This window comes from Pedobacter gandavensis (assembly GCF_032677645.1).
GTDB lineage: Bacteria > Bacteroidota > Bacteroidia > Sphingobacteriales > Sphingobacteriaceae > Pedobacter > Pedobacter gandavensis_A.
Genome location: NZ_JAVTSB010000002.1, coordinates 411,947 through 433,590 on the forward strand (window position 1 = coordinate 411,947; position 21,644 = coordinate 433,590).

Sequence of the window (21,644 nt, forward strand, 5' to 3'; positions counted from 1 at the left end):
GGGAGGCTAAAGAAAACCGATACGGTCATGGTTGGGTTGACTAGCCTATCCCCTTTTTTGAGAGAAAAACAAAAATATTATTGATCATTTTAAGCAGGAGATTAGTTTAATCTCCTGCTTTGTATAACTTAGAATCCTAAAATTATGCTTCCAAGTCATCTTAAATTTAACTTTAGTTACGACCGGCAACAGTTGCAACAGGAATTGAATAATTGCCTGCAACAGGAATGGCCTATGCATTTCAATACCAAAGACTTTAATGGAGACTGGCGAAGTATCTCGCTGCGCTCGGCATCCGGTCTCAGCAATGATATTTATGCGCATAGTGGCAGCTATCAGGATACGCCATTGTTAAAAAGCTGTCCGTATTTCAGTAATATTCTGGAGTCCTGGCAATGCGAAAAAGAGGCTGTCCGGCTTCTGGCTCTAGCGCCCGGGAGTATCATCAAACCACATCGGGACCTGGGTTGCTCCTATTCGGAAGGTAGTTTCAGGATCCATATTCCAATAGTAACCAATCCCGGAGTGCATTTTATAATTAATGAACAACAGCTACATTTGCAGGAAGGCGAATGCTGGTATCTGGATTTCAATGAAACGCATAGCATTATTAATGAAGGAAATGAAACCAGGGTTCACCTGATTATTGACGGTATTAGAAATGCATGGACAGACGAGTTGTTCAAAATGCAGGGTTATCCAATTGATTTACCGCCTAAAGGTTCATCCTTTGATGAGGAAACTAAACTAAAGATCATCGCCGAACTGGAACTCATGGATACCGATACCGCCAGAACCCTGATCCTTCAAATGAGAAATAACTAAAGTACCGAGGCCTGATGAATCAATCACTTTTAACAAACTGGATTCCCTACAAACTCTCCATTTCGGAAAATGAAGAATGGATGCTCCATTGGATGGATCTGGAAAACCGGCAAATGCTGGAGCCCTTTTTTGATGAAACGATTACGCTCTGCTCCTGCCGACGTAAGGAAAAAAGACGATTGCCCAGTGTTAGTACCACAGATTTCTTATTAAAGGTGGTCGCTGACGGAATTCCACACCTTGCCCCTACGGCCTTTGTGTTTCATGTTTCGCGCTGCGGTTCTACCTTGCTAAGTCAGGCTTTTACCGGAGATTCCCAAAATATTATCATCGCAGAAGCACCTTTACTGGATGAGATCCTGAGGGCTTCAGAAAAGAAGGAAATTACGGAGGAGGAAAGAAAACAGTGGTTTATGGCAGCAATACAGCTGATGGGTCAGCTTAGAAATGGAACCGAATCGGCTTACATCATAAAGCTCGACAGCTGGCACCTCCATTTTTATGATCTCCTGCGCAGCTGGTTTCCTGAGACACCGTTCTTCTTTTTGTCGCGCAGACCCGATGAAGTACTGGCATCCCATGAGAAACGGGCCGGAATACATACGATTCCGGGAATGGTCAACAAAAAGCTACTTAAAATCGATCCACAGCTAAATTATGGCGGCAATTTTAGTCGATATGCAGCGGATGTTTTAAAAGGATTTTATGAACAAATGGGTTTGATTCAGCAGCTAAAACATCCCAAAAATGCCTTTGCAGATTATGAAGATGGGGTATCCACAATGGTCGCAAGATTTTCCGAATTTTCGGGGATCCGGATTAAAGATCAGGAACAGCTCAACAACCGCCTCAATTACCATAGTAAAACAATCAGTTTACCTTATCAGAAAGACCGGAAGCCGGAGCCAAGGCACCAGTATCCGTATTGTATGGAGGTTTACGAAACCATAAAAAGATAACCATGAAAGACTGTAGTTTCAGTACCTTATTTTACCAACATCACGAACTCATCAGAACCGGGAAAGCTAGTCCGCAAACCGAAGATTTCCTGCATACCGAAGATATATGGCTCAGTATGTATGGTCTCGGAAAATTCGAAACTTATTCATTTATCTATCGTGATTGCCGAGATTTTTCTCATTTCTTAACCTGGGCAACGGAATTAAAAGGTGCAGATTTTATCGATAAAGCAAGTCAGGAGTTTCATAACTGGCAGGAAAACAAAGGGGGCTCCCCTGTTCCTGAAGAACCAATTACGAGGGTACTCAGCGATGAACAGATACAATTCTGGGAGGAAAATGGTTATTTAAGAATTCCAGAGGCAATAGAAGCCGCGCATTGCGATCGCCTGAAAACAAGGATTTGTAAACACCTGAACCTGCATATGGATTTCCCGGAAACCTGGTATATTCCACATCCCGACTGGCAGGGAACGATGCTCCAGATGTATCAAAATGAGGATATAGAACTGGTTAGGCAGTCGCCATTCATCAGACAGATTTTTGCAGAACTCTATCAGACCGATTATCTGGTTCCAGTGCCTGAAAAGTTAGGCTATAACCCGCCGCAAACCGAAAGCTGGAACCCGGGTCAGGGAAAATTACATTGGGACCTGGATATCAACGAACCGATTAAATTCCATATTCAAGGAATGATATACCTGGATGAGGTTCCTGAAAACCGAGGCCCACTACAGATTATTCCTGGATTTCATCATCATTTCGAGGAATGGATAAAGGATTTTTCCAGCTTAGAAAGGGCGCATGATTATATCCGGATTACCGGTAAACCGGTACTTGTTCCGGGTGCAAAAGCGGATTTAATCTTATGGCGCAATACTTGTCCGCATGCCGCAAGTATGAACTCCTCGGACTTGCCGAGATTTGTGCAGTATGTAAGTTATAACCAGTTGTAAAATGGGTTTGATCATTTCGTTTTGTGGTTTGTCGGGCGCAGGAAAAACAACATTGGCAGTCGGAATTGCCTCAAAAATGAGGGAAGAAGGGATGAAAGTGCTGGTCATGGATGGAGATCAATATCGACAGTCGCTGTGTAAAGATCTTGGTTTTAGTAAAGCAGACCGGCTGGAAAATGTACGCAGAATCAAGGAAGAAGCAATGCGTCTGAATGCGGAGTATGACCTGATTTTAATGGCATTAATCAACCCATTTGAAGAAGGAAGGATTATTTCCGGCTCTTCTCAAAACCTGATATGGATTAAATGTAACCTGGAAACGTTGAGGGAAAGGGACACAAAAGGGTTGTATTTTAAAGCATACTTACCTGATGGGCATCCGGATAAAATTTATAACCTGACCGGAGTAAATGATACTTTCGAAATTCCTGAGGATGCCGGCCTGGTTATCGAAACAGATGTGATGAGTTTAGAAGAATCTCTGGATGGTTTGTATTTGTTTTTAATGGAAAGGGTTGGAAAGGGATTTCGCCAAAAAAAGCTTTCATGAAAAAAGAGGCAGGAACTACTCCAAGGCTGGAATATTTTAATACTCCTTTAAGGGAGTATTAAAATCCTCCGAGGCCTTGTCCTAGCCTATCCTCTTTTTTTGCGACGCTCAAGGCTACCATTCCAGGCAGGTCTTATCTTTGATTTAGATTTGAACAGATTTGTTTCTAAGCAAGCAAAACATATTATAATACCTGCTTTATTTTAAATAAATAAATTTATTGCGCTACATTTAACACGAACATAAATAATTTTAATAGCTATTGAAGTGTATTTACATTTCCGGATTTCCCGGAAACGGCGATACCTCTTCCAAAATCTCTTTTATGAAAACCTTAATTTTTACGAATAGCGCTTTATACTTAAATACCGCTTTAAGCATTCACGAACATTGCGATGTAGCAGGAATTGTTGTTCCTGAGGAACTAAACTACGAACTAATTGGCACCATCGCTTATGCGGAAAGCAGAGGCATTCCTTTGTTAAAAATCGCTAAATCTGACCTTGAGCAAGGTGGAAAAGTTGCTTCCTGGATCCAGGAACTTCAGGTGGAAGCGGTATTGGTGATGACTTTCCCATTTATCATTCCTGAACATTTACTAAAATCAACTGAAAAAGGCTTTTTCAACGTTCATTTCAGCAAGCTTCCTTCTTTTAAAGGATCTGCACCGCTTTTCTGGCAATTGAAAACCGGAGCGCTGGAAACCGGCTTAACCATTCATAGAATGACTACTACCGTAGATAGTGGACCTATGGTTTTCAGACAGGAATTACAATTGTACCCTGGCGAGAATTACGGTCTGGCAAAAGCTCGTTTAACCGCTTTACTTGGTGAAAGTATGCCTCAGATCCTGGAAAGAATCAAAGAGGAACAATACCTATACATTGCTGATGAAGAGAACATTGAAAGCTCTTACGGCATTCCGGAAATAACCGACCTGACCATCAACTGGGATACCGACACCGCCAGCGAAATTGAACATTTAGTAAATGCTGCAAACCCATTATATCAAGGTGCAATCACCTATATCGGCGGACAACAAGTAAGAATTTTTGAAGTAACCTCCGTAACCGGTGAATTCGACCCTGCTGAAGTAGCTCCGGGAACAGTTTTCCATATCGATCCGGAACACGGCCCAATGGTACTTACCTCCGATAAAGCATTGCTTTTATTGAATGTTGTAGGCACGATGGAAGGTATTTTTAGTGGTAAGAAAATGTGCGCAATCGGCCTGAAAGTCGGTGATCAGTTCATTACTTTAAGCTAAATTTCAATGCTAATAACCTTTGGAAGCTTCCTGGTTAACTCCTCCAAACAGAGGAAAACTACGGTGTTTCCCCATTGTTATTAACAGAAACAAAAACTCCTATCACAAAGAACTACTGATAGTTAACATAGTTATACGCATAGTTATTAACAATATTTGTTGATAACTATGCGTCAGTTAACAGCGCTTTAGGCACCCAATCCTGAAATAATCACAATTTATTGATCTGCATATTAGATAGATTCTCCTCATTCATACTCCCTCTTAATAACTTTAGGTCTTCCGGCTTGTTATCAACACTAAACTAAATTTGTATCTAAATGACTTACTGCACTTTAACAAAGTTATCATCAGGGTTATCCACAGAATATGTTGGTAACTTTGCGTAAGTCGCCTGAGAAATTGCAGTGATTTTTACCCCTGATAATCAACTACTCTTTTCTTCATTTCAGCATAAAAACAAGATAATTCTTTTCAAAATTGTCAGGTAAAGGCTTTGTTCTCTGGTGGCTTAATGGTATAACTTCCTCCTGCCCTGCTGGCATTGTTTCTTCAGAGGAATTAAAATCCATAGCTTTGCGTTTACTCGATAGACATAAAAAAGCTAAACCATGACATATCAGGAAAAATTAAGCGCGATACGTTCTCAAATGAAAGCCGACAATGTACAGGCCTATATCATCCCATCCGCAGATCCACACATTAGCGAATACTTACCAGACCATTATAAATGCATTCCTTTTGCTTCCGGATTTACCGGATCGGCAGGAACATTGGTGATCACGCATGATTTTGCCGGTTTATGGACCGACTTCCGTTACTTCGAACAAGCAGCAGAAGAGCTGGAAAACAGCGGTTTTGAATTAGTAAAACAAAAGATACAACACGCCCCTGAATACATACAATGGTTGGGTAGCAAACTTGAAAAAGGTGCTATTGTGGCCAGCAATGAAAAACTGGTTTCCATCCTTCTTGGAGACTTACTAACGCAACAATTCTCTTTCAAGGGGCTTGTATTAAGCGATAAAGACTATTTAAGTCCAATCTGGGAGAACAGACCTGCTTTACCCGCAGAAAAAGCCTACCTGATCGACGAAAAACATATCGGACAATCCGTGTCCTCAAAACTTGCTTCGGTGAGAACAGAATTGAGCAATAAAGGAGCAAACTATCATTTGATTTCTTCTTTAGATGACATGGCCTGGTTGTTTAACATCCGCGGTAATGACGTCAGCTACAACCCTGTAGTCTTAAGTTTTGCTTTAATCGGGCAAACGGAAGCGACCATTTTCATCAATCCGGAGAAGCTTACTGAAGCAGAAAAAGCATCGCTTTTAGCCAGTGGTGTACAGGTAAAACCATACGAAGCAATTGAAGCGGCCTTAGCTGCGATCCCTGAAAACAACAGCATTTTTATTGACCCTAAGCGCAATTGTTTTGCTTTTGCCAAGCAATTACCGGCCTCCGTAAAGGTGATTAAAGATACCAACCCTTCCACCAGTTTAAAGGCGATTAAGAATGAAACTGAGTTAGCGAACACCCGTATTTCGATGGCGAAAGACGGTGTAGCGATCACCAGGTTCCTGAAATGGTTGTCAGAAAACATCGGAAAAATCAAGATTACTGAACTTTCTGCCGCAGCGGAATTGCGTAAATTCAGGGCTGCACAGGAAGGTTTTGTTGGCGATAGTTTCAACACCATCAGCGCCTATGCTGCACATGGAGCTTTACCTCATTACGGTCCGACACCAGAAAGCGACGTTGAGGTAAAAGCACAAGGATTATTCCTGGTAGATTCTGGAGGTCAGTACAATTACGGAACCACCGACATCACCCGTACCATCCCTATGGGCAACTGTACAGGAGAAGAAAAGACCGACTACACCTTAGTTTTAAAAGGTATGATCGATGGTTGTAAAACCCGTTTCCCTAAAGGCACTTGTGGTTACCAGATTGATGCCATTACCCGCAAACCATTATGGGATTACGCCATTAACTACGGTCATGGTACCGGACATGGTGTAGGGTATTTCCTGAATGTTCATGAGGGTCCGCAGGTGTTTAACCCTACTGCAACACCTGTAGCTATCGAATTGGGAATGATTACTTCCATTGAACCAGGCGTTTACCGTCCGGGCAAACATGGGGTAAGAATCGAAAACCTGGTGAACACCATTACGGATGTGAGCAATGAATTTAACGAGTTTTACGCGTTTGAATCCTTAACTATCGCTCCGATCAGCACTGAAATCGTGAAAACGGAGTTAATGGAGCAAAATCAACTTGACTGGCTGAACAGCTATAACGCGATGGTATTCGAAAGATTGAGCCCGATGTTAGCAGCTGATGAGGTGAAATGGTTGAAATCTTATACTAAAGCTATTTTTAAATAACACTCCTTGTGGGTTGGTTTTTAAAGGCCAAAGAAAACGAATTTTATAGTCAGCGACTGGAATCTTTTGCCTTGAAGAAGGCAAAATTTCCTATGTCTTCTCCTACAAAACTCGTATTTCTTTGGGATATGTAAAAACAAGAAAGGGAGAAAGAAAGGGTGTTATTCCCTTCCTTTCTCCCTTTTATATTATAGAGAACTTCTGTTCTCTTTCGCTGCTTCCCTTTTTCCTACCCTTTCTCTTGCCCTATCCTTCCCTTTTCCCTCCACAAGCATATTGGACTCGCGAGATCTGTGGGCAATTAGTAAAAAAAGAAATGTCCTTAGACGACATTCAAATGTTTGCCCTTCAGCAAATATTTGAGGAGGAAAAGGATTTTCTTTTTTTAAATTGGGCTAATAGAGCGGTCCAAATGCACATAACCACCATCGACGTAAACAAGTTGACCAGTCGTATGACTAGACACCCCCGACAATAAAAACACCGTTGTATTCGCAATCTCTTCTGCAGTAGTCATTCTGTTCTCAAAAGGGATTTTCGCTTTAATCTCTGCCAGTTTCTCCACCGGATTCGGGATTGAATTGATCCAGGTCTGATACAGCGGCGTATAACATTCCGCGACGATCACCGAGTTCACTCTGATTCCGTAAGGCAACAATTCCACTGCCCATTCTCTTGTTAACGCGTTTCTACCACCATTTGAAGCGGCATACGCTGAAGTTCCACCTTGCCCTGTATCCGCCACTTTAGAGCCGATATTGACAATTGCACCTTTAGATTTTTTCAGTGCAGGCAGCGCATGATGTGCCATTAAATAATAGTGAACTACGTTTTTATGCAAACTTTCAACGAAGCTTTCATAATTACCATTTTCGAGTCCGACGCCATCATTTACGCCAGCATTATTTACTAAACCATCAATTCTACCATACTTTTCCAATACGGTTTGTATTGCTTTTTCACTGTCCGACGGGTTGGTTAATTCGGCGACCAACTGAAATACCATACCTCCGTCAGCAGTAATATCATCTGCCAGCCTTTGGTTATCGGCTGCATTTCTTCCCACGATTACGGGTATCGCACCTTCTTTTGCCAGGACTCTGACAATTGCTTCGCCGATACCTTTGGCTCCACCGGTAACGATGATTACCTTATCTTTTAATTGCAAATCCATTAAAGCTTATTTTAGGTTGTAAAAGTTCTTTGCATTGTTTCCCCAGAAGTCTTCCTGTACCTCTATAGGGAGTTTTTCGGTATAATTTCCGATCAGACTGAGCACTCTGCCATAGTCGGCTGCTAAAAGACATACCGGCCAATCGGAGCCATACATCACCCGTTTGGGACCAAAAGCGTCGAAAACCACATCCAGATAAGGTGTGAAATCCTTGACTTTCCATTTCTTCCAATCGGCTTCTGTGACCATCCCTGACACCTTACAGCTTACATTTTCATGTTTTGCGAGTTCGATAATGTCTTGTTTCCAATCTTCGATTAAACCCTCTTTAATATTAGGTTTAGCGAGGTGATTTAAGACAAATTGCTGGTTTGGAAACATCGAGACCAGTTCTTTTGCATATTTCAGCTGATGCGGATAAATGAGAATATCGTAAGTAAAGCCGTAGGCACTTAGCTTGCTGATCCCGTTTAAAAACTCAGGCTTCAGCATTAAAGCAGGGTCAGGCTCCCCCTGGAGGATATGCCTGAACCCTTTTAACTTTTCATTTTTACTCAAACTATTCAATTGATCATCGATATCAGCTGCCTGAAGATCTACCCAACCGACCACACCTTTGATAAAAGGATGGGCGGCGGCATGGCTCAATTGAAAATCATTCTCTTGCGGACTTTGATCCGACTGTACCACGATACAGCCATCGAAGCCATAATGCTCCAGAATACACTTGAGGTGCTGGGGTAAGAAATCATCGCGAAGCACGTCCATATCGTCCGTGATCCAGCTGTCTCTTACCTCATCATAATTCCAGAAATGTTGGTGTGAATCAATTTTTAACATAATCTACGAGCAGCTGTTTTGAAGTACCAAGGCCATCAATACCAAGCTCCACAACATCACCCGCTTTCAGGTATACCGGAGGGTTAAAGCCTAAGCCAACGCCCGCAGGAGTACCTGTAGAAATCACATCCCCTGGCAGTAAAGTCATAAACTGACTCACATAAGAAATCACGAAAGGGATGTTAAAAATAAAGTTCGATGTATTACCATCCTGCATTTTTTTACCATTAACGGTAAGCCACAGGCGAAGGTTATTTACATCAGCAATTTCGTCCTGCGTAGCAAGGAATGGGCCTAAGGGTGCGAAAGTATCACAACCTTTTCCTTTATCCCAGGTACCATTTCTTTCCAGCTGAAACTCACGTTCCGACACATCATTGTGTAATACATAACCGGCGACGTAATCCAGTGCATCAGCTTCATCAACATAAGAAGCTTTTTTGCTGATGACGATGGCCAATTCCACTTCCCAATCCGTCTTTACAGAGTTTTTAGGGATGGTAATGTTATCATTAGGACCTGTTAATGAAGTCGTAGATTTCATGAAAATCACAGGCTCAGGTGGCATTGGTGCATTGGTTTCTTTCGCATGATCAGCGTAGTTTAAGCCGATACAAACAATTTTAGAAGGACGTGCTACAGGTGATCCAAGGCGGGTATCCGCAGGAACAACAGGTAATTTACCTTCATTTTCTTTCACAAAAGCAGCCAGTTTTGTCAGGCCGTCATTTTGAAAAAACTGCTCGTTATAATCTGCACCGAAAGCAGAAGTATCATACCAAATATCGTTTATAATTACACCGGTCTTTTCCTGATCGGCAAGACCCCATCTGATTAATTTCATTGCTGTTTATCTATAATTTGTGTGTATTCTATTGTATTAATTTTCCAGTAGCTAATATAGCAACATGGACATTTTTATTACCCTGGTATTGGTTAATTGTTCAATTTAATAAAACCACCATCAAGCGGGTAATCATTACCAGTCACAAAGCCTGCTTCTTCCGAGCAAAGGTAAAGTGCTAAAGAAGCTACCTCTTCTGGTTTTCCCATACGGCCTATTGGCTGACTTTTCGATAACTTTTCAAAAATCTCTGCTTCTTGTCCGGCGTAATTCTTTGCGATAAAGCCATCTACGAAAGGCGTGTGTACCCTTGCCGGAGAAATGCTGTTACAACGAATCCCCTCTGCCATATAATCACGGGCTACAGAAAGTGTCATGGCGAAGATCGCACCTTTACTCATCGAGTAGGCAAAACGGTCTGAAATCCCGACTACCGCCCCAATAGAGGCCATATTTAAAATCACAGCAGAACTACTGTTCTTCAATGCCGGTATGCCTGCATATAAACAGTTGTAAGCTCCTTTTACATTTACGTTGAACACTTTATCGAAATCTTCTTCAGAAGTATTGTCTGCTCTCCCGATATGTGCGATACCCGCGTTATTCACCAGGATATCAATTGCACCGATCTTTTGAAAAACTTTAACGACTGCTTCCTGGTTACTCACATCGCAACCATAGGCATCGGCTGTACCGCCTTCGGCCTTGATTTCGGCTACAACCTGTGCTGCGGCTTCTGCATTTAATTCAATGATGTGAACGTTTGCCCCTTGTTTAGCAAAGAGCATGGAAATTGCTTTTCCGATACCACTGCCTCCACCTGTAATAATTGCTGATTTTCCTTTTAAACTAAACATATGATGATAAAATAATGAAAACTTTTATAATGAAACACCTCTTTTCCAGGGAATAAAGTCATCCTGATTCAGTAACACTGCTTTCGGTGTGATTTCTCCACTTGCTGCTTTGATACAATATTCCAGGATTTCTATGCCCATTTCTTCGATTGTTTTTTCTCCGCGGATGATGGCACCGGTGTCGATATCGATGATATCGCCCATTCTGGTCGCCAAAGCCGTATTTGTAGCGATTTTAATCACCGGACAAACCGGGTTACCCGTTGGGGTTCCCAGACCAGTGGTAAACAAGATCAGGGTAGCACCACTTGCTGCTTTTCCGGTCGTTGCTTCCACATCATTGCCAGGCGTACAGACCAGACTCAATCCAGGTTTCGTAACCGGGTCGGTATAATCCAGCACATCCACAACTGGCGAAGTCCCTGCTTTTTTGGCTGCACCCGTGCTTTTAATCGCATCGGTAATCAGACCATCTTTAATGTTTCCAGGGGAAGGGTTCATATGAAAACCGGAGCCTACGGCATGTGCCTGTGCATCGTATTCCTGCATCAGGCGGATAAACTTATCAGCGGTTGCTTTATCTACACATCTGTCGATAATATTCTGCTCTGCGCCACACAACTCCGGAAATTCTGCCAGCAGGACTTTAGCGCCCAATGCCACCAGTAAATCGGAGGTATAACCTACAGCAGGGTTGGCAGAAATACCGCTGAAACCATCGCTACCGCCACATTTAACGCCTACACACAGTTCGCTTAAAGGCGCTGCTGCACGTTCAATCTTATTAATTTCGGTTAAGCCGACAAATGTTTTCAGAATCGCTTCTTTAATCAATTGCTCTTCACTCTGACTTTGTTGTTGTTCGAAGATCAGGATGTTTTTATCAAATGATGGGTTTCTCTTTTTCACATCATTTAACAGATCCTGAGTTTGTAAATGCTGACAACCGAGGCTCAATACCGTGATTCCGGCAACGTTTGGATGGTCTGCATAAGCAGCCAGCAAATTGCTCAGTAAGGCAGAATCCTGTCTTGTGCCACCACAACCACCCTGATGATTCAGGAATTTGATGCCATCTACATTTTTAAACACCCTGTTTTTTACCGGTTCTGCAGAAGAAATATGGTCCAGCTGGAAAGATTCCAGTGAAGCTCCTTCATTGAAAGCGGTTAGCAACTGGTCTGTAAAAGACCTGTATTTATCCGTTACCGCATAACCCAATGTATTGTATAAAGACTCTTTAATCACGTCCAGGTTCCTGTTTTCGCAGAAAACCGTAGGAATGAACAGCCAATAATTGGCGGTGCCCACTCTGCCGTCTTTACGGTGATAACCCTTAAAAGTACGGTTGGCAAACCTGGAAACATCCGGTTTTTGCCATTGGTAATCGACATCTCTGAAACTATAATCCTGAGAAGCATGGTGGATATTATCGGTAGTCATCAGTCCGCCTTTTAAAATCGGGCTGGTTGCTTTGCCTACCAAAACGCCATACATCAAGACCTCATCATCCACTTTCATATCCTGGATAAAGAATTTATGTTTTGCGCGAATATCATCCTGTAAGATAATTTGCGAATTGTTCCATTCGATGACCTGTCCTTTTGGTAAATCCTGAAGGGCTACCAGCACATTATCATCGGGATGGATTTGTAAAAAACTGTTGTTATTGCTTGCTGACATCGACCTTTATAATTGAAATATTTTATCCATCATCATCCATTTCTCTCCGGGTTTAGCACCCGGCAGAGCCTGTTGATACTTCCACATCAGTGTTTCCCACTCCTGTACCTTCTCATTTGAAGCATCCATAGCATCTTTTTGCGCAAAGCTAAAGTCGTCATTTACTTCCATGATCATAAAAAGGCGGTTTCCTACCCTATAGATCTCCATATTCTCGATACCGGATGAGGTGATACTTTCTATGATTTCCGGCCATACGGCCTTGTGCATCGCTTCATATTCTGCGATTAACTGATCATCCGCTTTTAAATCCAGCGTTAAATAATACTTTTTACTCATAAATTTATTTTGAACTATCTGCGGTAATTGGAACTACTTTATGGCCTTTAATACCAAATAGGAATACCACTACAAAACATATTAAAGGAACGATATATCCGAGTTGAATGTTGTGGGTAATGTCTGCAATATGACCCATTGCCAGGGGTAAGAGTGCGCCACCAACAATCGACATAATGATCAGGCTGCTACCAAATTTAGTGTCTTTACCAAGGTCTCTGATGCCCAGCGAGAAAATCGTTGGAAACATAATTGACATAAAAAACGCGATCCCGATGACGGTATATATAGCAATCATACCGGTAACGGTCATCGCCACAGCAGAAAGCAAGATACAGATAAAGGCGTAAATCGATAGTAATTTTGGCGGGGCGATAAACTTCATCAGGAATGTTCCAAAGAACCTGCCGATCATGAAGGCCATACCAACACCAAAACCGGCATATTTTGCCGCTTCCATCTCGTCAATTCCAGCAGCTTTAGTGGCATATAAAATGAAAAGACTGAATACACATACTTGTGCTCCTACGTAGAAAAACTGGCTTACTACTGCCCAGCTCAGGTGTTTATGTGCTAAGGCATGAATGATCCCGGTTTTCTCTCCGGCTTTTTGTTCTGTTTCTTTAATCTCCGGTAGTTTCAGGAACACGAAAATAATCGCGATCACCAGGATGATGCTACCCAGGATCAGGTAAGGCATTTTTACGCTGGATGCTTCGGAAGCCAGGGCAATTTGTCTGGCCGACTCCGTCATGGCGTTTAGCTCTTCTTCTGTATTTCCTTTGGTGAGGATGATTTTAGCGCCGATAATAGGAGCTAAAGTCGCGGCCAAACCGTTGAAAGATTGTGCGAAATTCAAACGGAAAGTAGAAGTTTCCTCAGGCCCCAGTAAAGAAGCGTAAGGATTTGCTGCTGTTTCCAGTATGGTTAATCCACAGGCAATGACAAAAAGTGCAATCAAAAAGAAAAAGTAGGATTGCATATTTGCTGCGGGAATGAATAAAAAGGAACCGATGGCAAATAAGAGCAATCCGATGATGATTCCTGCTTTATATCCGTATTTCTTCATTAAAAATCCGGCAGGCAGCGCCATCAGGAAATAGGCAATGAAAACGGCCGAATCCACCAATGAAGCTTGCATCGTAGACAGGCTAAAAGACTTCTTTAGATGGGGAATTAAAATCGGATCTAGATTATGAACAAAGCCCCACATAAAAAACAGGGACGTAATCATGATAAACGGAAACAGGTATTTATTTTTGGTCATTGGTTTAGGTTATTTGGTTACTCAAAGGACGCGAATTCTCGTACATTTTATTTAATGATATTATCATATCATTAAATGATTTTGGCTACTTTTCCCTAAAAAGCAGGGTAACATTTGACAATCCGAGCGTACTATGTGGAGAAAGTGGTTTATTTAGCTGCCAGCTGAAAGGATAATATTTCCCCTTTTCAAAAGAGATAGCAGGTAAGGTTTTAGCATATAATTCCTGTGGCTGACTGATATCAATGCCCAGGTCTATTTTCTTTTGATAACCATTGTAAAGCTTAACCAGCAATTGGTTTTTACCTTTCTTTAGTGGCAGTAAAATCAGCTCGTTTAACTGGTTTTCTTTAAAAGGATTATTGTGTTTGGCCAGCTCTACGCCATTTAGGGTAATCAACACGCCATCGGTACTGGTGATCCCCGCCAGGAAAGGCTGATCCTCGCTTGCCGTGATTTCCTGTAGCAGGTAAACCGCTGTGCTCCGGTCTGCTTCCAATGTATATTTTTCATTGTTTTTCCAACCTGTTTTCTTTGTCCAGTTTAAAGCGGTTCTTTTGCCAGCCCAGGGTTTTGTTGGATCTATATTTTTAACAGCTCCCGGGAAACCTTCAATCCCTGTTTCCAGTGCATCAGATAAGTATATCGGGCCCCAGCTTAGGTTGCCGTTTTGCTTTATCGCCTCGGTTTTTCCACCTGTGAAAGTCAGCAGGTTCACTTTACCGTTTAGCTCCAGATCTATCGTTTTTCCTTTTTCCTTTGCAGAATAATAGATGACAGGCGTGTAAGTCCCGTTTTGTAGCGGTTGCAATGTCCAGGATTCCTTGATGGTGCTTTGAAATCTGGTATTGTAATCCACACCCGAGCTGCTGTAATGTTTAAAAGCGTTCTGAGAATTTAGGTTTAACCCACCCGCAAGCAAATTATGGGAAGTATTTAATCCATGTACTTCAGCAGATGCAGTAACCACAGGACTTATTCCTCCTACAGGCATCGATTTAGAACCAGCTGTAGTCCCTGCATTTGACTCTCCAGCAGACAAAGGAATCACGTTTGAAGGTGGCACGCTATAGCCATTTACAAACGTTAAAGTGATGACTTTAAACTCCTGATCCGGATTTATACTTGATGGAACGTTGATTTTAACGCCCTGATCGTTCTGCGAAAAGCTGATCTTTTGATTTTTCTCGCCCAATACGCCTACACTTTTGATCTTTCCACGGAGGCCAGGCAAAATGATCTGTCCATTTTCAGGATTAGTCATGACATGCAAATAAAGCTTGTTCGGTTTCGCCGTTAAGCTACCCCATTTGAAAGCGATATGAAAAGGATCGGCATCCGTACCATAAATTGCTTCTCCGTTTTTATCCAGCCATTTTCCGATGTTGAGTAAAATATCCTTTTCAAAGCCAACTACTGATCCATCGCCTTTTGGGCCGATATTTAACAGGAAGTTACCCCCTCTACTCACTACGCGAATCAGACTGGTTAACTTTTCTTTAGTTTTAAGGGCTTCGCTACCTCTATCCTGCCATGACCTGTAACCCCAGGTATCATCAAAGAAAGACGCTGGCGACTGCCATGGTACGCCAATCGCATAATCAGGCTCCTGATTGTCACCCATCACATTAAAATCGCCCATATCGTTCCCTATACGGCTTCCAATCATACAATCGGGTTGTAGTTTATGTACCAAATCCCTCAGTTCTTTACTTTCTGCGGCGTTCTGAGAACCCATATCGAACCACAATTCAGAGATCGGACCGTAATTACTCAGTAATTCTGTGATTTGTTTTTTATTGTATTGTACATGTTCAGGCGTGATATAATCGGAATTGCTGCTGGAAATCGGGGAAGCCTGAGGATAATGCCAGTCGATCAGAGAAAAGTACAAACCGAACCTTAATCCGGCACGTTGACAAGCCTCGGAAAGTTCTTTCAAAATATCTCTTTTGAAAGGCGTCGCGTCCACTACATTGAAATCTGTTGTAGCCGTTTTAAACATACAGAAACCATCATGATGCTTGGAAGTGATCACAATAGAGCGCATCCCTGCTTTTTTGGCCAGGGAAACTATGGAATCTGCATTCCAGTCTTTAGGATTAAACCTTTTAGCAACTCCGGCATAAGTATCGCTATAAATCCCTGCATGGGCCTGAATCTGTTCACTTAAACCTTTACTGATCTCCTTACCTTCCCATACGCCGCCTAACACGGAATAAATCCCATAATGGATAAACATACTATATTTCTGATCTTGCCAGGCTTTCAATGCTTTAGGGTCGTGTTGTGAAAAACCAACGCTACTACATAAAAGGAGTAGGAGCAGTAAAAAACCTGATTGCTGTTTTGTTGTCATTTGATCTATTATTTGGTTATAGCCCGGACGTCTTAGCCGGTTAAGGTAGCCAAAAGCACCTAAATTCAAAGTAAGCAGATTGTTAGCGGGAAAAATTACTGTATTTGTCAAAAGACTAAACGATTTTGGCAGCAGCAAAATTGTTACCTATGCGCTAAGACCTCAAAATCGGAGTTTCCCCGGACCAGAAAAAATCAGGGCATTAAAAAACCCGGCAATTGCCAGGTTTCCTATATACCACCATGCGATGTTATAAAATGCCATAAATTATAGCTCATCTGCCAGATCAGCAGCAATAATTTCAGCGTTTGCTTATTTGATCATTTTCAACAAATACGCGCCATAACCACTTTTCACCAATGGTGTAGCGATTTTACGCAATTGTTCTTTATCGATAAAGCCCATGCGGTAAGCGACCTCTTCGATACATCCGATTTTCAATCCCTGACGTTCTTCGATCACCTGCACAAACTGTCCGGCTTGCATGAGCGAAGCGAAAGTTCCGGTATCTAACCAGGCTGTTCCTCTACTCAATACACCAACTTTCAGCTTATTTTTCTCCAGGTACACCTTATTCACATCCGTGATTTCATACTCACCACGAGGGGAAGGCGCGATATTTTTAGCAATCTCTACCACACTATTGTCATAGAAATAAAGGCCTGGAACCGCATAATCAGACTTAGGCACCTCTGGTTTCTCTTCGATAGAGATCGCGCGGTTTTCTGCATCAAATTCTACCACACCATAACGTTCCGGATCAGAAACGCGGTAAGCGAATACCACGCCACCATCTGGATCAGCACTCGCCTGTAACAGATTCGACATGCCATCACCGTAGAAGATATTATCGCCTAATACTAAGGCTACTTTATCTGTACCGATAAAATCGGCACCGATTACAAATGCTTGTGCTAAACCGTTAGGAACGGCCTGTTCTGCATAAGAGAACTCACAACCCAGGTCCTTACCATCACCTAATAACTTCTTAAAGTTTGGTAAATCATGAGGGGTAGAAATGATCAGAATTTCTCTGATTCCTGCAAGCATTAAAGTCGACAAGGGGTAATAGATCATTGGTTTATCATAAACCGGCATCATTTGCTTACTCATTACCAGAGTTAAAGGGTGCAATCTTGTACCGCTTCCTCCTGCTAAAATTATTCCTTTCAAGTTATTTTTGGTTTTGGTGATTATATATTTTGTCTTTTATCCTCCCTGGTTGTTAGCCACGCTATTTTCCAGTTCCGTATACCATTCGGCACCGTACTTTCTAATCAGCGGACCTTTCAGAAACTGATAAACCGGCACTTTTAACTCTCTTCCGAAAGAACAAGCATCGTGGCAAATGTGCCATCTATCATAGTTTAACACTTCAAATTCAGGGTATTGTGTGACGCGAATCGGGTATAAATGGCAGGAGATCGGCTTTTGCCATTCTACCAGGCCAAGCTCATATCCTTTTTCGATACCACATTTGGTGATCCCGTTTTCGAAAGTCACGTAGGCACATTCTTTATTTCCATCCACACAAGGCGTCGTCAGGTCACCATCAGCATCTACTACTGAAGTCCCTTGTTCTTCGATGGCCTTAATTCCTTTTTCTTCCAGCAGGTGCTTGATTTTAGGATAAATATCCTTTAAAATAGCGGTTTCTGCGACATCCAAAGGGGCACCCGCGTCACCTTCAACGCAGCAAATGCCTTTACACTTGTTTAAGTTACACACAAAGCTTTCGCTGATCAGGTCCTCGTGAACGAGTGTATTTTGTACTTCTATCATTTTATTTATTTTACTATAGCTAAAGGATACTTCAATCCTTCGGCTGATTTAATTTCCATGGTCACTGCGCCCACTAAGATCTCCACCTGGGCCTTTACAGGCACCCTGTTTCCATCATCGGTAACCCAGAGGTATAATCTGCTATCTTTTCTAAAGATCCTACCAGGCTTAATTGAAGGGCTAAATTTCAAACACCTGATCTTTCCCAGCTTAGTTTTCACGACCTCACGGCCTACAAACTGAATCTGGAGCTGACTGATTTCATCGCCTAAAAAATAGTTTACTTTGACCTCATCACCAGGATTCAGCTTGCTGATGTCCAGGCTACGGGCAAAATAATAGGTAGAAACCAGGTCGAATGTCTGCTTATCAGGGGTTTTAAAAGTCCCTTTTGTGGCCACTACTTTTTGCTCATTCTGATAGAACCTTGCTTTATCTTCTCTTCGGTAGCTGCCCTCACGGATCTTCTCCTGGTAGAAATAAGGCTTAAGATTTACCCGATCTATATAAGAATCATAATGATCTCGTATTTTATAGAAAATATCGAAGGAACCCGAGGTCTCGCCATCTACAGAGAGGCGGTAAGTCGGCTTACCATCAAATTTAAGGTCAGAATCCAACACTTTTATGGTGCCTTCAGCGGCGGTAATGAAACCGTACCTCAATTTATATTTCAACACTTCCCCAACCTGAAAAACAGGTTCTTTAACAAAAGGAAGCTCTTGAGCCACACCCCTGAAACTTAAAAAGGCAACAATGATGATCAATAATGATTTCTTCATATCAGGGTTTAATCAAAAAACAATCCAAACTTAATCCTTTCGCTTGTAAATCGGCACGGTAGAACAAGGTTCCCCGTACATGATGCTCTTCACAACCGGCGTAAGCAGGCTGGTAATCTCCACATAAGCGGCAACAGACACATCGATATCTGCACAGCCTTTAATCACCACACGTTCACCTGCGAAGGCATTGAGGTCTACCTTAGCCAGGGCTTTGGTAAACAATACGGCTTCCAGGGTCTCCAGGCTACCAAATACCACTTCATTGGCAAAAGGTTTAAATTTATTGGCCAGCAACATATAGGCCCATGTAGGCACGATGGCATCGGCACTACAGATGATTGCGATATTCTTTCCGGTATAGCTTGCCCAGTCGTGGGTTTTAATAAACTCTCTAAAATCTTTCTCTCTCAACATGAGGCCATGAAAAAGATTGTCTTTGATATCATAAACCACCCTTTCACCGGCATCGTAATACTCTTCCAGGTTGAAGGTGATCAAGCCACTTGCAGCTACTTTGTTAACGAAGTTTTCTTGAATGTCCATGCTTATAAAATAAAAAAACCGGAAGCAAAAATACTTCCGGTTACAAAATTACGTAAAATAAGATTAATAGAATTTCACTCTATTGTCTTTTATCTTGGCTTTATCCTGCAAAGCCTGGAAAGCTGAACCTAAAGCACGTTGAGCAATTGCCTGCATCATCGCTTCTTTTTGTTTGTAGGTATTCGCTAGAGGTGCTGGATTGATGAAATTATCTACTGAGAACACATAAACGCCACGCTCGCCATCTACTGGTTTAGAAACTTTAGCTGGTTGAGAACCGAAAACGGAACCTACCAATTTATTTTCCTGACCACCACCTGGAATGATTGGGTTAGCAAACACGATATTCTGAACCGGATTAACGGCTTTTCCTAATTTCTGTGCTACCTGATCAATATTTCCTGCGCCTTGTAAAGCTGCATTCGCTTTTTCAGTTAATAATTTCGCTTTTACTGCATTGCGCACTAAAGGCTCGATTTCTTTTTTAACGCTTTCTAATGGCAAAGCACCTTTTGGATTCACAGCAGTTACGCGTGCAATCACAAATGCATTGTCCATTTGGTAGATTTCCTTAAGGATATCACCTTTATCAGCAGCATACGCATCGCGGATCAACTGACGAGGGTTATCTAAACCTGGAGCGAAACCTTGAGAAGCAGTCACTTTATCAGCTACACCAACAGTGTAACCTTTTTTCTGTGCCAGCTCGCTGAAGTTATTGTCTTTTGCTTCGGCAAGGAAGCTACTTGCTTTCTTGTAAGCTGCGTCTTTAGTTTTATTACTTGGAGAAAGGTTTTTCTCGATATAAGCCAGTTTAGCTACTTTCGAGTTACCGATTTGTTTCTCCACTTTGATTAAGTGAACACCGAACTGAGAAGTTACTACTTTAAGATCGCCTGGTTTACCATTGAAGGCAGCGTTCTCAAATTCAGGAACCATTTGTCCGCGGGTAAAAGTACCAAGGTCACCACCTTTATCTTTCGAACCATCCACACTGTATTGTTTTGCCAATGTTGCGAAGCTCGCACCACCTTGAATCAATCCTTTCAGGGAATCCGCTAATTTAATTGCTTTATCAACACCACCTAATTTAGCTGGATCGATTAAGATATGACTTGCTTTTACTGAATCCGGAGAGAAACGGGTATCTACAACTTTCACTAATTTGTAAGAGTTGCCAGAGAATACCGGACCGTAGAAAGTACCAGCAGGAAGGTTAAATACTACTGAATCAACAGCAGGATCTAATTTACCTTTCGTTAAGTACGTATAAGGAACTTTAACATCAGAGTTTAAAGCCGCAAATAAAGAATCGTTAGCAGCAGTTTTAAAGTCGCCGGCTAATTTTTCTACCTGAGTTTTAACGGCAAGAGAATCTTCTTTTGTTGGGTTAACGCTAAAAGTTACATACTCAAATGAGCGGGTTTCAGCAGGGCTGTTAAAGCGTTCTTTGTTAGCATTGTAATAATCAGAGTAATCTGATTCTGTTAATTTCACACTTGCATCAGGGATACCAGCGTAATCAAGGGCTACATATTTGAAGTTAGCCAATTTATTACGGTTGATATATTCATCATTTGCTTCCAGTGTGGTAACATATACTGAATTACGAACCAGGTTCGAATATTTCTGTTGTAAAGCTTGTTTTTCGATTTCCGCCTGCAACATATCCCATTGTTGTTTCAACTGTGGGTTTTTTGCCTGTTGTTTTAGAGAAGCGATTACTTCTGCGCGGTTCACCTGACCAGTCTGCGGGTTACCGAAGTACTGAACAATCAGTGGACTTGGGTTATTACCTTGCAATAAATCAAATAATTCATCACCAGACACCGTTAAACCCAGACGGCTGTACTCTTTACCTAAAAGAACCGTTGCAATTTCACCGTTCCAAACGTTGTCTACAGCCATTGCCTGCATTTGGGCATTTCCTGAGCCACCGTATTGTTGTTTAAACTGCGCTAAACTCTGGTCTACTTTAGGACCAAAAGTATCAATGCTAATATCTTCACCGTCAATCGATCCGACAACCTTTTGAGATTCTGCCCAGAAAGGCTTACCTACGTTAACTGCATCACCAACTAAAAATGCAACAATTGCAAAACCGATGGCACCGATCAAAATGTACCCTGCGCGATTCCGCAAAAATGTCATTAATCCCATAATATCCTTATTTATAATTCTTTTTTAAGAGGTCGCAAGATACAACTTTTGCTAAAAAAAG

The 21,644-nt window shown here is 41.9% G+C and carries 19 protein-coding genes; 6 read left to right on the forward strand and 13 right to left on the reverse strand.

Going from position 1 to position 21,644, the window contains the following annotated elements:
- The first annotated feature begins 144 nt into the window (after positions 1–144).
- From R2Q66_RS05160 to R2Q66_RS05185, 6 genes are all read left to right on the forward strand, one after another.
- Positions 145–825, forward strand: coding sequence for an aspartyl/asparaginyl beta-hydroxylase domain-containing protein (locus tag R2Q66_RS05160; protein ID WP_316746934.1), 681 nt, complete (start codon positions 145–147; stop codon positions 823–825).
- Between the two features lie 14 nt (positions 826–839).
- Complete coding sequence (locus tag R2Q66_RS05165; protein ID WP_316746935.1) at positions 840–1,784, forward strand: hypothetical protein; 945 nt, start codon at positions 840–842, stop codon at positions 1,782–1,784.
- 2 nt (positions 1,785–1,786) lie between these two features.
- Entirely contained in the window at positions 1,787–2,740 is a 954-nt protein-coding gene (locus R2Q66_RS05170; RefSeq protein ID WP_316746936.1) for a phytanoyl-CoA dioxygenase family protein, read from the forward strand.
- Between the two features lies 1 nt (position 2,741).
- Positions 2,742–3,290: an adenylyl-sulfate kinase gene (locus R2Q66_RS05175; RefSeq protein ID WP_316746937.1), complete on the forward strand. Its 549-nt coding sequence runs from the start codon at positions 2,742–2,744 to the stop codon at positions 3,288–3,290.
- Positions 3,291–3,615: 325 nt separating this feature from the next.
- A complete protein-coding gene (locus R2Q66_RS05180; protein WP_316746938.1) occupies positions 3,616–4,557 on the forward strand; it encodes a methionyl-tRNA formyltransferase in 942 nt (313 codons plus the stop codon).
- A gap of 611 nt (positions 4,558–5,168) precedes the next feature.
- Complete coding sequence (locus R2Q66_RS05185; RefSeq protein WP_316746939.1) at positions 5,169–6,950, forward strand: aminopeptidase P family protein; 1,782 nt, start codon at positions 5,169–5,171, stop codon at positions 6,948–6,950.
- 385 nt (positions 6,951–7,335) lie between these two features.
- Here the strand turns inward: R2Q66_RS05185 and R2Q66_RS05190 are convergent, their stop codons facing one another.
- From R2Q66_RS05190 to R2Q66_RS05250, 13 genes are all read right to left on the reverse strand, one after another.
- Entirely contained in the window at positions 7,336–8,124 is a 789-nt protein-coding gene (locus tag R2Q66_RS05190; RefSeq protein WP_316746940.1) for an SDR family oxidoreductase, read from the reverse strand.
- A 6-nt stretch (positions 8,125–8,130) separates the two neighbouring features.
- The gene (locus R2Q66_RS05195; protein ID WP_316746941.1) at positions 8,131–8,964 is read right to left on the reverse strand and encodes an amidohydrolase family protein; all 834 of its coding nucleotides are present in this window, start codon (positions 8,962–8,964) and stop codon (positions 8,131–8,133) included.
- Complete coding sequence (locus tag R2Q66_RS05200; RefSeq protein ID WP_316746942.1) at positions 8,951–9,808, reverse strand: fumarylacetoacetate hydrolase family protein; 858 nt, start codon at positions 9,806–9,808, stop codon at positions 8,951–8,953. The genes R2Q66_RS05195 and R2Q66_RS05200 overlap by 14 nt, the downstream gene beginning before the upstream one ends.
- Before the next feature lie 92 nt (positions 9,809–9,900).
- On the reverse strand, positions 9,901–10,665 hold the full coding sequence (locus R2Q66_RS05205; protein ID WP_316746943.1) for an SDR family oxidoreductase: 765 nt from the start codon (positions 10,663–10,665) through the stop codon (positions 9,901–9,903).
- A gap of 24 nt (positions 10,666–10,689) precedes the next feature.
- Positions 10,690–12,348: an altronate dehydratase family protein gene (locus R2Q66_RS05210; protein ID WP_316746944.1), complete on the reverse strand. Its 1,659-nt coding sequence runs from the start codon at positions 12,346–12,348 to the stop codon at positions 10,690–10,692.
- Between the two features lie 6 nt (positions 12,349–12,354).
- Positions 12,355–12,687: an L-rhamnose mutarotase gene (locus tag R2Q66_RS05215; protein ID WP_316746945.1), complete on the reverse strand. Its 333-nt coding sequence runs from the start codon at positions 12,685–12,687 to the stop codon at positions 12,355–12,357.
- A gap of 4 nt (positions 12,688–12,691) precedes the next feature.
- Positions 12,692–13,954: an L-fucose:H+ symporter permease gene (fucP, locus tag R2Q66_RS05220; RefSeq protein ID WP_316746946.1), complete on the reverse strand. Its 1,263-nt coding sequence runs from the start codon at positions 13,952–13,954 to the stop codon at positions 12,692–12,694.
- An 85-nt stretch (positions 13,955–14,039) separates the two neighbouring features.
- Positions 14,040–16,313 (reverse strand): alpha-L-fucosidase, encoded by a 2,274-nt coding sequence (locus tag R2Q66_RS05225; protein WP_316746947.1) that lies wholly within the window; start codon positions 16,311–16,313, stop codon positions 14,040–14,042.
- A 312-nt stretch (positions 16,314–16,625) separates the two neighbouring features.
- Positions 16,626–17,486, reverse strand: a complete 861-nt coding sequence (rfbA, locus tag R2Q66_RS05230; protein WP_316746948.1) for a glucose-1-phosphate thymidylyltransferase RfbA — start codon at positions 17,484–17,486, stop codon at positions 16,626–16,628.
- A 36-nt stretch (positions 17,487–17,522) separates the two neighbouring features.
- Positions 17,523–18,095 (reverse strand): DUF3109 family protein, encoded by a 573-nt coding sequence (locus R2Q66_RS05235; RefSeq protein WP_316746949.1) that lies wholly within the window; start codon positions 18,093–18,095, stop codon positions 17,523–17,525.
- A gap of 5 nt (positions 18,096–18,100) precedes the next feature.
- Positions 18,101–18,877, reverse strand: coding sequence for a DUF3108 domain-containing protein (locus tag R2Q66_RS05240; RefSeq protein WP_316746950.1), 777 nt, complete (start codon positions 18,875–18,877; stop codon positions 18,101–18,103).
- A 30-nt stretch (positions 18,878–18,907) separates the two neighbouring features.
- Entirely contained in the window at positions 18,908–19,423 is a 516-nt protein-coding gene (locus tag R2Q66_RS05245; RefSeq protein WP_316746951.1) for a DUF2480 family protein, read from the reverse strand.
- A 63-nt stretch (positions 19,424–19,486) separates the two neighbouring features.
- A complete protein-coding gene (locus R2Q66_RS05250; RefSeq protein ID WP_316746952.1) occupies positions 19,487–21,583 on the reverse strand; it encodes a peptidylprolyl isomerase in 2,097 nt (698 codons plus the stop codon).
- Positions 21,584–21,644: the final 61 nt, after the last annotated feature.